At 59.5% G+C, this 13,663-nt stretch carries 13 protein-coding genes; 3 read left to right on the top strand and 10 right to left on the bottom strand.

Going from position 1 to position 13,663, the window contains the following annotated elements; translation table 11 throughout:
- The first annotated feature begins 114 nt into the window (after positions 1-114).
- Both ATI02_RS03360 and ATI02_RS03365 read left to right on the top strand, forming a co-directional pair.
- A complete protein-coding gene (locus ATI02_RS03360; RefSeq protein ID WP_100845421.1) occupies positions 115-1,047 on the top strand; it encodes a lipid A biosynthesis lauroyl acyltransferase in 933 nt (310 codons plus the stop codon).
- Between the two features lie 35 nt (positions 1,048-1,082).
- Complete coding sequence (locus ATI02_RS03365; RefSeq protein WP_100845422.1) at positions 1,083-2,255, top strand: patatin-like phospholipase family protein; 1,173 nt, start codon at positions 1,083-1,085, stop codon at positions 2,253-2,255.
- A gap of 90 nt (positions 2,256-2,345) precedes the next feature.
- Here ATI02_RS03365 and ATI02_RS03370 read toward each other — a convergent pair whose 3' ends face one another.
- The 8 genes from ATI02_RS03370 to puuE all read right to left on the bottom strand — a co-directional run bounded on the left by ATI02_RS03370 (position 2,346) and on the right by puuE (position 10,502).
- Positions 2,346-3,131: an outer membrane protein OmpK gene (locus tag ATI02_RS03370; RefSeq protein WP_100845423.1), complete on the bottom strand. Its 786-nt coding sequence runs from the start codon at positions 3,129-3,131 to the stop codon at positions 2,346-2,348.
- Between the two features lie 386 nt (positions 3,132-3,517).
- On the bottom strand, positions 3,518-4,303 hold the full coding sequence (locus tag ATI02_RS03375; protein ID WP_100845424.1) for an outer membrane protein OmpK: 786 nt from the start codon (positions 4,301-4,303) through the stop codon (positions 3,518-3,520).
- Between the two features lie 161 nt (positions 4,304-4,464).
- On the bottom strand, positions 4,465-5,823 hold the full coding sequence (locus tag ATI02_RS03380; RefSeq protein WP_095191515.1) for a nucleobase:cation symporter-2 family protein: 1,359 nt from the start codon (positions 5,821-5,823) through the stop codon (positions 4,465-4,467).
- 168 nt (positions 5,824-5,991) lie between these two features.
- On the bottom strand, positions 5,992-7,305 hold the full coding sequence (locus ATI02_RS03385) for a urate hydroxylase PuuD (RefSeq protein WP_095191514.1): 1,314 nt from the start codon (positions 7,303-7,305) through the stop codon (positions 5,992-5,994).
- Positions 7,306-7,356: 51 nt separating this feature from the next.
- Positions 7,357-7,860 (bottom strand): ureidoglycolate lyase, encoded by a 504-nt coding sequence (locus ATI02_RS03390; RefSeq protein ID WP_007913973.1) that lies wholly within the window; start codon positions 7,858-7,860, stop codon positions 7,357-7,359.
- Between the two features lie 120 nt (positions 7,861-7,980).
- Positions 7,981-8,976, bottom strand: a complete 996-nt coding sequence (gene alc / locus ATI02_RS03400) for an allantoicase (RefSeq protein WP_095191513.1) — start codon at positions 8,974-8,976, stop codon at positions 7,981-7,983.
- A gap of 87 nt (positions 8,977-9,063) precedes the next feature.
- Positions 9,064-9,579 carry a 2-oxo-4-hydroxy-4-carboxy-5-ureidoimidazoline decarboxylase gene (uraD, locus tag ATI02_RS03405; RefSeq protein ID WP_100845426.1) on the bottom strand — a complete coding sequence of 172 codons (516 nt, stop codon included), beginning with the start codon at positions 9,577-9,579 and terminating at the stop codon, positions 9,064-9,066.
- Positions 9,576-10,502: an allantoinase PuuE gene (gene puuE / locus ATI02_RS03410; protein WP_095191511.1), complete on the bottom strand. Its 927-nt coding sequence runs from the start codon at positions 10,500-10,502 to the stop codon at positions 9,576-9,578. Before puuE ends, uraD begins: the two co-directional genes overlap by 4 nt.
- Before the next feature lie 432 nt (positions 10,503-10,934).
- Between puuE and uraH the strand changes: the two genes are divergently transcribed.
- A complete protein-coding gene (gene uraH, locus ATI02_RS03420) occupies positions 10,935-11,288 on the top strand; it encodes a hydroxyisourate hydrolase (RefSeq protein ID WP_003223171.1) in 354 nt (117 codons plus the stop codon).
- A gap of 194 nt (positions 11,289-11,482) precedes the next feature.
- Here the strand turns inward: uraH and ATI02_RS03425 are convergent, their stop codons facing one another.
- The gene (locus tag ATI02_RS03425) at positions 11,483-12,109 is read right to left on the bottom strand and encodes a LysE family translocator (RefSeq protein WP_095191509.1); all 627 of its coding nucleotides are present in this window, start codon (positions 12,107-12,109) and stop codon (positions 11,483-11,485) included.
- 88 nt (positions 12,110-12,197) lie between these two features.
- A complete protein-coding gene (locus tag ATI02_RS03430) occupies positions 12,198-13,547 on the bottom strand; it encodes an NCS2 family permease (protein WP_100845427.1) in 1,350 nt (449 codons plus the stop codon).
- Between the last annotated feature and the right edge of the window lie 116 nt (positions 13,548-13,663).

Here is a 13,663-nt window from a genome sequence, read left to right on the forward strand (position 1 = left end):
GGCATACAACGGCTTGTCACTAAAAGTGCCGAGACTTATAACGAGAACGCCCGCGAGCCGCAAGCCGGGTCGAACGATGTAGAATGCGCGGCCACTGTATTTACGGAAGCTTTAATGGATCGCCCGCGTTTTCGAAAAGCATTTCTTGCTCCACGCTTCTGGCCGCTCTGGTGCGGTCTGGGGCTTTTGTGGCTGATCGTGCAATTGCCGTATCCGGCGTTGCTGACCATCGGTCGAGTTTTGGGCGCGTTGATGTATCGCGTGGCCGGCGACCGGCGGCGCATCGCCAAGCGCAACCTTGAGCTGTGCTTCCCGGAAAAATCCGCCGCCGAGCGCAAACGCCTGCTCAAGGCAAACTTTGCCTCCACCGGCATCGCCTTTTTCGAAATGGCGATGAGTTGGTGGTGGTCCCGCGAGCGCCTGGCCAAGCTGGCCCACGTCGAAGGCCTTGAGCATTTGCAAAAAGCCCAGCGCGAAGGCAAGGGCGTGATCCTGATGGCCGCGCATTTCACTACGCTGGAAATCGGCGCGGCGTTGCTCGGCCAGCAGCACACCATCGATGGCATGTACCGCGAACACAAGAATCCGTTGTTCGACTTCGTGCAACGTCGCGGTCGCGAGCGGCATAACCTCGATTCGCTGGCCGTGGAGCGCGATGACGTGCGTGGCATGCTCAAGCTGCTGCGTTCGGGCCGGGCGATCTGGTATGCACCGGATCAGGACTATGGCGCCAAGCAGAGCATTTTCGTGCCGCTGTTCGGCATTCAGGCCGCGACGGTGACTGCGACCACCAAGTTTGCTCGCTTGGGCAAAGCGTTGGTGGTGCCGTTCACTCAGGAACGTCTGGCCGACGGCAGCGGTTATCGCCTGACGATCCATGCGCCGCTGGAAGATTTCCCCGGCGAGACCGAAGAAGCTGACTGCATTCGCATCAACCTGTGGGTCGAAAGCGCATTGCGGGCTTGCCCCGAGCAGTACCTGTGGGCGCATCGGCGCTTCAAGAGCCGCCCACCGGGCGAGCCGAAGTTGTACGCCAAACGCGGTTGATTGACCCATCCCTTTAAGCACCATGGAGTGTTGCGATGAGCCCAGCTGAACCGGTCACAGGTTTGATTCTTTCTGGCGGCGGGGCTCGGGCGGCGTATCAGGTGGGCGTGCTGGCGGCGATTGCCGAATTGCTGCCGCAGGGCGCCGATAATCCATTTCCGGTGATCGTCGGCACCTCGGCCGGGGCGATCAACGCGGTCAGCCTGGCCAGTGGCGCCACGGATTTTCGCGCCGCCATCGAACGCCTGACCTTGTTCTGGCAAGGCTTTCGCAGCCACCGCGTGTTGCGCAGTGACTGGCCTGGCGTGATCCGCCAGGCCAGCCGCTTTGTCAGCCACAGCCTGCTCGGCCTCGGTCGACAACTGCCGGTGGCACTGCTCAACAGTTCGCCGCTGCGCGACCTGCTCAATGAAAAACTGCACATGCCCGGCATTGCCGAGTCCATTGCACGCAAGCAATTGCATGCGGTGGCGGTGACCGCGTTCGGCTACGAGTCGGGGCAGGCGGTGACGTTCTATCAGGGTGGCGGCACCATTGAGGCGTGGCTGCGGCATCGGCGTATTGGTGTGCCGACGCAATTGTCAGTGGAGCATCTACTGGCCAGTTCGGCGATCCCGTTGTTGTTCGCCCCGGTGAAAATCGGTGAAGAATATTTCGGCGACGGTGCGGTGCGGCAATCGGCACCGATCAGCCCGGCATTGCACCTTGGCGCCAGTCGAGTGCTGGTAGTGGGCGTCAGCGGCAACCCACGCGGTTTCGATCCGCAGCAGCCGCTGGAACGCACTTACACCGGGCAACAGCCGACGCTGGCGCAGATCGGCGGGCACATGCTCAACAGCACGTTCATTGACAGTCTGGAGAGCGATATCGAGCTGCTTCAGCGTCTCAACCAGTTCAGCCATCTGATGCCTGAAGGCACGCCGACTCGCGAGTTGGGTGTGGCGCCGGTGGAGGTGCTGGTGATTTCGCCGAGTCAGCCGATCGATGAGATCGCGGCGCGGCATCGCCAGGAATTGCCGGCAGCGCTGCGCTTGTTCTTGCGCGGGCCGGGGGCAACCAAGACGAGTGGGGCGGGGGTGTTGAGTTATCTGCTGTTCGAGGCGGGGTATTGCAGCGAGTTGATCGATCTGGGGCGGCGAGATGCGTTGGCCAAGCGTGAGGAGTTGTGCCGGTTTCTCGGACTATCCGAGTCGGTGGTTCCAGTCTGAGATTTGCGGTGAGGCCTTCGCGAGCAGGCTCGCTCCCACATTGGAACTCGGTCGAATGTGGGAGCGAGCCTGCTCGCGAAGCTTTTAAGATCAGAAGTGTAACTTCACCAGGAAGCTCGTGTTGCTCTGATTGGTCTTGAACGCACCGGTGTCGTCGATCCCGTACTTGTCTTTCCAGTAGTCGTATTCAACACCGACATACAACTGCTTCTCGCCGAAATTCAGCGCCTTGCCCAGGTCGTATTTGATCTGTGGGTTGAAGTGCAGGTTGGCGTGGTAATCGCCCTTGGAGTTGGAGTCGTTGTCGGTGACCCAGTCCATGTAACCGTCGATCAGGATGTTCGATTTGCCGACCGGGATGGTGTAGGACCAGACCGGCGTGATCTGCCAGACGTTGTCACCCGCGCGAGGGCCTTCGGTGTGGCGCTGGTAGAAGTTCAGCTGGAAGTAGTCGAAGCCCGGGATGGCCAGGTCGAAGCCCGGACCGATCAGGTAGGACTCGGTGTCACCCTCGCCGAACTCGTAAGTCATTGCCAGCAGAACGTCTTTGACCGGGCCGAACTCGATCTTCTGGTCGAGGACCTTGCCCAGCGAAATGCGCGGGCTGAACTCGCCGTAGTAGGTGTTCGGGCCGTTGCTGAAGTCCTTGCCACCGTTGTAGAAGATCTTGTCGAAGAAGAAGAAGTTATCCCCGTACGTCCACGCATCGGCGTGCTCGAAGGTGACGGTCTGCTGGATGCGCGGGTTGACCTGGAAGTCCTTGCCGTAGAGGTAGGTCAGGCTGTTGTTCTGCCATTGCAGCAGACCATCGGCCATGGCTTGTCCCCCGGCCAACATCGATCCCGCGAGCATCAGGCTGGTGCACATACGTTTCATTCGGTTGCTCCCAAAGTAGGTGTTCCACGTTTATTTTTTTAAGATCGGCGCTCTGGTGTGGCGCCTTTTTTCGTTGCTGCAAAAATCATCCGATCGGTCAGCTTTGCTGCTTGTGGCAAGCGATAAAGCAAGAGCTGGGCCAAGGCTTTCAGAAAGCCAAAAAACGCCCGTTCGGCTGCTGAAAAAACAGTCGATTGAGCGTGTTTTCGGGATGCCTCGGTACTGACCGGGGCCGGGATAAGTTGGCTTTTCGGTCAGGAATTAAATCCGGGCTTTTTTTTAGACCGAATTCAAGAGGCCGCGGAGAATACTGACTCCTCGGCCAGCTCTCAAGTGCCCCGCAACAGAGCACCGACGACAGGGGTGGGGCACGGTTGCGGGCCATCTTAGAAATGCACCTTTACCAGCAGGCTGGCGGTGTTTTGATTTGTGTCGAAGTTGTGGCTGTTTTCGACCCCGTATTTATTTTTCCAATAGCTGTATTCGGTGCCGACATACAGCTGCTTCTGACTCCAGCCCAAGGCTTTGCCCAAGTCATATTTGATCTGTGGATTGATGTGCAGGTTGGCGTGGTAGGTGCCGCGCGAGTTCTCGTCGTTGTCCACAACCCAGTCCAGATAACCATCGATCAGCAGATCGGAATTGCCCAGAGGAATGCTGTACGACCAGCCGGGAGTGATCTGCCAGACACCATCGCCGGGGCGCGGGCCCTCGGTCTGGCGACGGAAGATATTGAGGGTGGCGTAGTTGAAGCCGGGCACCTTGAGGTCGAAGCCGGGACCGATCAGATAGGCCTCGCTTTCACCTTCGCCGTACTCGTAAGTCATCGCCAGCAGCACATCCTTGATCGGGCCGAATTCGATTTTCTGATCGAAGATCTTGCCGAACGAGAAGCGTGGGGTGAATTCGCCGTAGAAGGTGTGCGGGCCTTTGTTGCGGTCTTCCTGGCCGTTGTAGAAGATCTTGTCGACGAACAGGAAGTTGTCGCCGTACTTCCACTTGTCGGCGTGTTCGAACGTCACCGTCTGCTGGATCGACGGATTGATCGCGAAATTCTTGCCGTACAGATAGCTCAGGCTGTTGGTCTGCCACAGCAATAAATCGCCGGCCATGGCCTGGGATGCGGCCAGCAGGCCACCGCTCAACAGCAGGTTGGTTTGCGTGCGAATCATCTGTTGCTCCCTCTTGTTTTTATTTTTCAGGCGCAGGGCTGTTGCTTACCCTGTGGGAGCGGGCTTGCTCGCGAAAGCGGTGTATCAGTCAACGAGAGTGTTGAAGCTGATGACGTCTTCGCGAGCAGGCTCGCTCCCACAAGGGGCTATCGGTGTTGCTGTTAATGCGGGTGCGCGTGGCAGTCGTTGATCGTGGCGCGCTCTTTGCCGCCAAGGATGTTGAACAACAGGTTCAGCGTCAGCGCGCTGAGCGTGGCCATGGCGATCCCGCTGTGGGTGATCGGGCTCATCCATAGCGGCAGATGGGCGAAGAATTCCGGGCGCACCACCGGGATCAGGCCCATGCCGATGCTCACGGCCACCAGCAACTGGTTACGGCGATCACCGATGTCGGCCTCTTGCAGAATCTTGATTCCGGTCGCGGCGACCATGCCGAACATCGCAATCGCTGCACCGCCGAGCACGGCCGGTGGAATCGAGGCCACCAGAAACGCCGCTTTCGGCAGCAGGCTCAGGACGATCAGCAAGCCACCGGCAACGATGGTCACCGAACGGCAGCGCACGCCGGTCATCTGCACCAGGCCGATGTTCTGGGCGAAGGAGGAGTGGGTGAACGTGTTGAAGAACCCGGCAACGAAGGAGGCGCCGGCATCGCACAGCAGGCCGCGCCGCAGCATGCGCGGGCAGACTTCCTGACCGGTGATCTTGCCCAGAGCGAGGAACATCCCGGTGGACTCGACGAAGATGATCACCACCACCAGGCACATCGACAGGATCGGGGCGAGTTCGAATTTCGGCATGCCGAAGTGCAGCGGGGTAACGAACTGAATCCATGGCGCGCTGGCCATGCCGCTCAAGTCGACCATGCCGATGGCGCCGCACAGCAGGTAGCCGAAGCACATGCCGATCAACACGGAAATATTGACCCAGAAACCGCGCATGAAACGGTGGATCAGCAAGATGGTGGCCAGCACCAGGGCGGCGATGGCCAGATAAATCGGCGAGCCGAATTGCGCAGCGGCGGCACCGCCACCGGCCCAATTCACGGCCACGGGGAACAGCGACAGACCGATCGAGGTGATGACCGTGCCGGTCACCAAAGGCGGGAAGAAGCGCACGACCTTGGACATGAACGGCGCGATGATCATGCCGAAGAATCCGGCGGCGATGGTGGCACCGAAAATCCCTTGCAGACCGATACCGGGCATGCCGGCCATGGCGACCATGCTGCCGACGGCGGCGAAACTGGCGCCCATCATCACCGGCATGCGAATACCCATCGGGCCGATACCGAGCGATTGCACGATGGTGGCGATACCGGCGACCAGCAGGTCGGCGTTGATCAGGAAGGCGATTTCTTCACGACTCAGGCCAGCGGCCTGTCCAATGATCAACGGCACCGCGATGGCACCGCCGTACATCAGCAGAACATGTTGCAAACCGACCAGGATCAGTTGCAAAAGGGGCAAACGCTGAATGGCGGGTGCGTCGGGGATGCGCGCTTTGGACAGCTCGGACATGCAACACCTCGGATCTTTTTTATTCTTGTGATTGAACAGCTGCCGGGTTGCTCACAGCTGTTTCTTTGCATCAGGTAAACCGCATTAAGGCGATTCGCGAGCAGGCTCGCTCCCACAGGAAATGCGCGATCTCTGTGGGAGCGAGCCTGCTCGCGAAGCTTTTGTGGCTTAGTTGGTCTGCGCTCCCTGCGCGATCCATGCACCGATCAGGTCACGTTCCTGCTGGGTCATCTGCGTGATGTTGCCCAGTGGCATGATCTGCGTGGTGATGGCTTGCGCCTGGATGCGCGCCGCGTTCTGGCGGATCTGCTCAGGAGTGTCGAGCATCACACCGGCCGGAGCTGCGCTGAACAACGGGCTGGTCGGCTTGGCCGAGTGACAAACTGTGCAACGCTCTTGAATCACGTTGTGCACTTTGTCGAAGCCTGGGCCGGCGTTGGAGGCTTGCGCCGGTGCTGCTGCAGGTTCGGCAGGTGCAGCCGGTTGCGCCGCTTCAGCCGGTTTCAAGCCACCGCCCACTGCAGTTTCCGGCAAAGGCTGGTACTCGATTTTCGCTGGCGCCTTCGCCACTTCCGGTGCGGTGGACATCGGCACAGGGCCGGTGACGTACGCCAGAGTGATCATGCCAACGGCTGCAACAGGCAAGGTCCAGGCGAACTTGTGGCTGTCGTGACGGGTGTTGAAGTAGTGACGCACCAACACTGCAAACACCGCGATCCCGGCCAGGATCAACCAGTTGTACTGGCTGCCGTAAGTGCTCGGGAAGTGGTTGCTGATCATGATGAACAGCACCGGCAGGGTGAAGTAGTTGTTGTGACGCGAACGCAACAAGCCTTTGGCTGGCAGCGCCGGATCCGGCGTGCGGTTCTCGGCAATCGCCGCGACCAGCGCGCGCTGTGCCGGCATGATGATGCGGAACACGTTGCCGACCATGATGGTGCCGATGATCGCGCCGACGTGCAGGTACGCACCACGACCGCTGAATACCTTGCTGAAGCCATACGCCGCGCCGATGATCAGCACGAACAGGATGAAACCGAGCAGGGCAGGGCGTTTGCCCAAGGCCGAGTCGCACAGGAAGGAGTAGATGAACCAGCCGAGGAACAGCGAGCCGATACCGATGGCCACGCCTTCAGGGCCGCTCAGGGTGCTGCCCGGAGCCAGCAGGTAAAGCGTCGGGTTGTAGTAGAACACCACGCACAGCAGCGCGATCCCCGACAACCAGGTGAAATAGGCCTCCCATTTGAACCAGTGCAGGTTATCCGGCATGGTCGGTGGAGCCAGTTTGTATTTTTCCAGGTGATAGATCCCGCCGCCGTGGATCGCCCACAGATCACCGGCCAGACCGGTTTTCGGGTTGACGCGGTTGAGGTTGTTCTCCAGCCAGACGAAGTAGAACGACGCGCCGATCCAGGCCACGCCAGTGATCATGTGAACCCAGCGCACGCTCAGGTTCAGCCATTCCAACAGATGTGCTTCCACAGTCTTTACCTCTCGCCTGTCACCCTTGTTGTCGGGTGATCAGACCTTCTCTTATTGGTGGGGGGCGAGGATCAAACGCTCATCCTCTTTGAAAAAATGCTCATCGCAGTTATTGCCTGTGCCACTGCGATCAACCACCAGGAAGTCATCCCGCTTTTCGATCGTCAGCACCGGGTGGTGCCAGACGCCGCGATGGTAATTAATGCCCTGCCTGCCGTTGGTGACGAAGGCGCGGACCAAGCCTGATACAGGTTCATCGCCAAGTGGCGCGACCACGATCAGAAAGGGGTTGCCGAGCAGCGGAATGAAAGCCTGGCTGCCCAGCGGATGGCGTTCCAGCATGCAAACGGTCAGCGGCATGTCCTGCGCGTCGGCGCGGAAGATGCTAATGATCGCGTTGTCCTCAGGCTGAGCGGTTTCGACCGTCGCCAGTTTATGGAAGCGCATGGTCGAACCGTTGTTGATCATGAAGTGATCGCTGCCGTCGGTTTCGATCACGTCACCGAAAGGGGCGAAGGCTTCTTTGGTCAGCGGTTCAATCTGTAGTGTGCGCATGCTGTTCTTCTTATCCGGATTCTGTGTTGACTGTTTTGATGCCTTCGCGAGCAGGCTCGCTCCCACAGGGGATTTCATTCTAAATGTGGGAGCGAGCCTGCTCGCGAATGGTTTCAGCGCTTACTTAGCGACCTTACCCAGTACGCGCAGGCGGCTCACACCACCATCCGGGAACACGTTCAGACGGATGTGAGTGATCGGGCCTAGCGCCTTGATCTGCTCGACGAAGGTGTGTTCGGCGTGCATTTCCAGCTTCTGGCTCGGCAGCAGTTCGCGCCAGAACAGCGACTGGGTTTCGATCTGGCTGTCGGTGCCGCCCTTCACGAAGGCACCCTGGATCGAGCAAGTGTCCGGGTAGTTGCCCTTGAAGTGGAGGGTGTCGACAACGATTTTTTCGATCTCGCCCGGGTGGCCCAGCGCGACGATTACCCAGTCATTGCCTGGTGTGCGACGACGGGCAGTTTCCCAGCCGTCGCCCATGTTGATGCCACGGCCCGGGTTGAGGATGTTGCTCATGCGGCCAAAGTGTTCGTCGGAGCAGGCCAGCGCACGGCCACCGTTGAGGGCGGCAGCGAGGTCAACCTGTTCGTTGTCGCCAACTGCCGACCAGTCACGGAACGGAATGCCGTACACGCGCAGACGGGCCACGCCGCCGTCCGGGTAGATGTTGAAGCGCAGGTGGCTGAAGGCTTTGTCGTTGCTGATTTCGTGGTAGTGGTGGCTGTTGCCTTGCAGCTCGACGGCCGACAGCACTTCAGTCCACTGGGTGTTTTCGTCAGGCTCGCCCGAGGCCAGGAAGCACGCTTCCAGCGAGGCCGATGGCGGGAAGTTGCCGGTGAAGAATGAAGTGTCGATGTCCACGCCTTTGATCGAGCCCGGTACGCCCAGACGGATTACGGCGCTGTCGAAGCCTTCGAAGCGCTTGCGGCGCGATTCCCAGCCGTCCATCCACTTGCCGTTGTCATCGAACACGCCCTCCTTCCATACGGCCGGGGTCGGCTGAAACAGACGATTGGCGTCTGCGAACCAGTCATCGGTGACCGAGATGATTTTGGTGCCCAGACGGGCATCGGCCAGGTTGACGAACTTCTCGAAAGGTACGGCGTAAGCTTTCATTCTTCTTGTCTGCCTTTAAATAAGTGGCTTGGGATGCTTGCGAGGCCCTGGGCGTTCTCCGCGTTTGACACGCTCGGGCCATGCTCGCTAGAGAGTCAGTAAACGGAACAGGGCGATCTTGTTGATCTCCGCCAGCGCGCATTTGAACTCGGTGTCTTGCGAGTTGTGAATGCGCGTTTCGAACGCCGCGAGGATCTGATGCCGGTTGCTGCCTTTTACCGCCATGATGAAGGGAAACTTGAACTTGGCTTTGTAGGCGTCGTTCAGCTCGGTGAAGCGCGAAAACTCTTCGGCCGTGCATTGGTGAATACCGGCGCCAGCCTGTTCATTGGTGCTGGCTTCGGTCAGTTGGCCCTGGACGGCAGCTTTGCCGGCCAGGTCCGGGTGAGCGTTGATCAGGGCAAGCTGGCTTGCGTGATCGGCGCTCAACAGGATGTCGCTCATGCGCTGGTGCAGGGTTTCGATCTCGTCGATCGAGGCATCTGCGCCCAGGTCGTAGGCCTTCTCGGCCACCCATGGCGAATGTTCGTAGATGTCGGCGAAAGCGTTGACGAAAGCGTCGCGGCTCAGGGTCGACGGTTGCAGGGTTTGAAAGCGGCTCATTTTGCGGCCCCTTGGTACGGCTGGGTTTCGTGCCAGTGGCGCGCGATGTCGACGCGACGGCTGAACCACACCTGTTCATGACTTTTGGCGTATTCGATAAAGCGTTTAAGCGAAGCGAGACGACCCGGACGGCCGATCAGGCGGCAGTGCAGACCGATCGAGAGCATCTTCGGCGCTTCGGCACCTTCGGCGTAGAGCACGTCGAACGCGTCTTTGAGGTATTCGAAGAAGTCGTCGCCCTTGTTGAAACCCTGCACTTGTGTGAAGCGCATGTCGTTGGTGTCGAGGGTGTACGGGATCACCAGGTGCGGCTTGCCGGTCGGGTTGTTCGGTTCCCAGTAGGGCAGGTCGTCGTCGTAGGTGTCGCAGTCGTAGAGGAAACCACCTTCTTCCATGACCAGGCGACGGGTGTTCGGGCCGGTGCGGCCGGTGTACCAGCCCAGTGGGCGCTCGCCGGTCAGTTCGGTGAGGATGCGGATCGCTTCGAGCATGTGCTCGCGTTCCTGCGCTTCGTCCATGTACTGGTAGTCGATCCAGCGGTAGCCGTGGCTGCAGATCTCGTGGCCGGCATCGACCATCGCACGGATCACGTCCGGGTGGCGCTGAGCGGCCATGGCCACGGCGAAGATAGTCAGCGGAATGTCGAATTCCTTGAACAGTTTCAGGATCCGCCAGACGCCGGCGCGGCTGCCATACTCGTAAAGCGATTCCATGCTCATGTTGCGCGCGCCTTGCAGCGGCTGGGCAGCAACCATTTCAGAGAGGAAGGCTTCGGATTCTTTGTCGCCGTGCAAAATGTTGCGCTCGCCGCCTTCTTCGTAATTGAGTACGAAGGACAGGGCGATGCGCGCATTGCCCGGCCAGTGTGGGTGAGGAGGGTTACTGCCGTAACCGATCAGGTCGCGTGGGTAGTCAGCGCTCACTGCAGTCTTCCTTCTTGTTCGTTGACAGATATTACGTGGCGGCCTGGCGGTGAGTGTGCAGGCTGGCGTCACAGCGATGGGCTGATTGTATACAACTTTATTCGCAATTTGTAAGCCTGATTTTTTGCATTTTTCACCGACTGTCATCTTTTGCTGCTAATGGCGTGAGCCTGCAAGAAACCTGCCTGAACAGTCAGCTAATGGCTGGGAGGTTCAATGTTCAGCTGCTTGAGGGGCAGATCGGCAGTAAATGCCCGGATGGCGGGGGCGGTGTGAAAAATGTCGTTTTTATTGTGTACAATTTTTTTGAAAAGTGTCTTAATCAGTCGCTCGCCGCAGCTTTTCGTGCTCCGAATCGGTGCGGTCTCCTTTTCAACTGACTTCGGGAGGCGCGAAGTCTGACTGCTCCATGCAGGCAGGCGCGCAGAATCAATGGGACGTTTGACTACACACGTTTTGGACGCTGCACACGGTTGCCCGGGCAGCTCGATCAAGGTCGAGCTGTACCGCGTTGAAGGTTCGCACCTGGAATTGGTCGCCAGTGCGATAACCAACAGCGATGGCCGGGTCGATGCGCCGCTGCTGCAAGGCGATGACTACCGTACCGGGGTCTATCAGGTGCAGTTCCACGCCGGCGATTACTACCGCGCTCGTGGTGTGCAACTGCCGGAGCCGGCATTTCTGGATGTGGTGGTGCTGCGCTTCGGCATCTCTGCCGAGCAGGATCACTACCACGTGCCACTGTTGATCTCGCCTTACAGCTATTCCACGTACCGGGGCAGCTGACCCCCAAGCAGCTGCCCCTTACCGGGAAGCGACTGCGCATATAGCTTCTTTGGTCTTTCGCCCGCTCACACTGCGGGCTTTTTTTCGTCCTTGAGAAAGTGGTGTCTGGTCTGATGCCTTCGCGAGCAAGCCCGCTCCCACAGGTGGAACGCATTCCAAATGTGGGAGCGGGCTTGCTCGCGAAGCTTTGGCTTTTAGCGGCTCAACAGCGACGCAGCGCCGGCACCACTGAACAACCCGGCACTCACCCGGTTGAACCAGCTCTGCCCCTTGCCGCTGCGCAGATACCGCGCCGCACCATGCGCGCCCAGCCCGTAAGCCAGCTTGCAGCACAGGTCGAGCACCACCCAGGTGACAATCATGATCAGCAACTGCGGCAGGAAGGGCTGTTGCGCGCTGAGGAATTGCGGCAGGAACGCGGCGAAGAACAGGATGTCTTTCGGGTTGCTCGCGCCCAGTACGAAGGCTCGACCAAACAGCGTGCGAAAGCGGGGTACCGGCGCGGCCTCAGGTACTTCGGGGCCCACCGATGGCTGGCGTGATTGCTGCCAGCTCTGCCAGGCGAGATAGAACAGGTACAGCGCACCGACGATCTTCAGGGCGCTGAACAATTGCTCCGAGGCCAACAACAAGGCACCCAGCCCCAGCGCCGATGCACTGAGCAGGCAGATCGACGCAATCACGCCGCCGAGAAACGCCGGGTAAGAACGGCGCAAACCGTAATTCAGGCTGTTGCTGATCATCAACAACGACAGCGGCCCCGGAATCAGGATCACTACCAATGCAGCGCCACTGAACAGCAGCCAGGTTTCCAGACTCATCACTCGCTCCTTTTTTGTTGTACTCAAGAATGTGCAAAAGCCCCACCCGCGAGGGTGAGGCCGTTTTGAAGCTTGAACCGCGTGACGCTTACAAGAAGATGAACTTGGCGATGAAGATCGCGCAGAGCACCCACAGGCTGACGGAAATCTCTTTGTACTTGCCGGTACCGGCCTTCAACGCCACGTAGGTGATAAAGCCCAACGCGATGCCATCGGCGACCGAAAAGGTCAGCGGCATCATGATTGCCGTGACGATCGCCGGAATGGCATCAGTGGCTTCGTCCCACTCGATGTGGGCCATGCCGCCCATCATCAGCATCGCAACGTAGATCAGTGCACCGGCAGTGGCATACGCGGGAATCATGCCGGCCAGCGGTGCAAAAAACATCGCCGCTATAAATAGCACACCTACGGTGACTGCGGTAAGACCAGTCCGACCACCAGCGGCCACCCCGGCAGCACTTTCGACATAGCTTGTTACTGGAGGAACACCAACCACGGCGCCGAAGACACTGGACGCACTGTCGGCTTTCATCGCGCGGGAGAGGTTTTCGATACGGCCGTCAGCGTTGACCAGATTGGCGCGCTGGGCGACGCCCATCAGGGTGCCGGCGGTGTCGAACATGTGCACAAAGAGGAACGCGAGCACCACACTGATCATGCTGACGTTGAACACGCCGGCCACGTTCATCGCCATGAAGGTCGGCGCCAGGCTTGGCGGGGTCGACATGATCCCTTCGTAGTGCACGATGCCCAGGCCCCAACCGGCCAGAGTCACCGTGATGATGCTGATGAGGATCGCGCCGAACACCTTGTGATAGCTGAGGATCGCGATCATCAGAAAGCAGATGGCCGCCAGCAGCGGGCCGGGTTCGCGCAAGGAACCGAGTTTGATCAGGGTGGCCGGGCTATCGACGACGATGCCGGCGGTTTTCAGGCCAATCAGCCCGAGGAACAGACCGACCCCCGCGCCCATCGCATAGCGCAGGCTGACCGGAATACTGTTGAGCAGCCATTCGCGAATCCGCGAGAACGTCAGGATCATGAACAGTACGCCTGAGACGAACACCGCGCCGAGCGCGGTTTCCCAGTTGTAGCCCATGGTGCCGACCACGGTGTAGGTGAAGAACGCGTTAAGCCCCATGCCCGGTGCCAGGCCCACCGGCCAGTTGGCGTACAGGCCCATCAACAGGCAGCCCAGCGCCGCGGCGATACAGGTGGCGACGAAGGCTGCACCGTGATCGATCCCGGCATCGGCCATGATGTTCGGGTTGACGAAGATGATGTAGGCCATGGTGATGAAGGTTGTCAGACCGGCAATCAGCTCGGTCTTCACCGTGGTGCCATGCAAGCTGAGTTTAAACAGGCGCTCCAGCAGGCCAGTGCGTAGTGGCGGCGAGAGATCCAGCGTCGATGCTTCGGATTTGCGGCTTTCCACAGCGAGTACTCCTCAAGAGTTTTATTGTTATTTCCAGGGCCGGACCCATGAGGGGTGGCAGCGGCCCTTTGAGGCATACGCGAATTTGTTGACCGATCGGTCAGGAACTCGCACGC

Origin of the sequence: Pseudomonas baetica (assembly GCF_002813455.1) — a bacterium.
GTDB lineage: Bacteria > Pseudomonadota > Gammaproteobacteria > Pseudomonadales > Pseudomonadaceae > Aquipseudomonas > Aquipseudomonas baetica.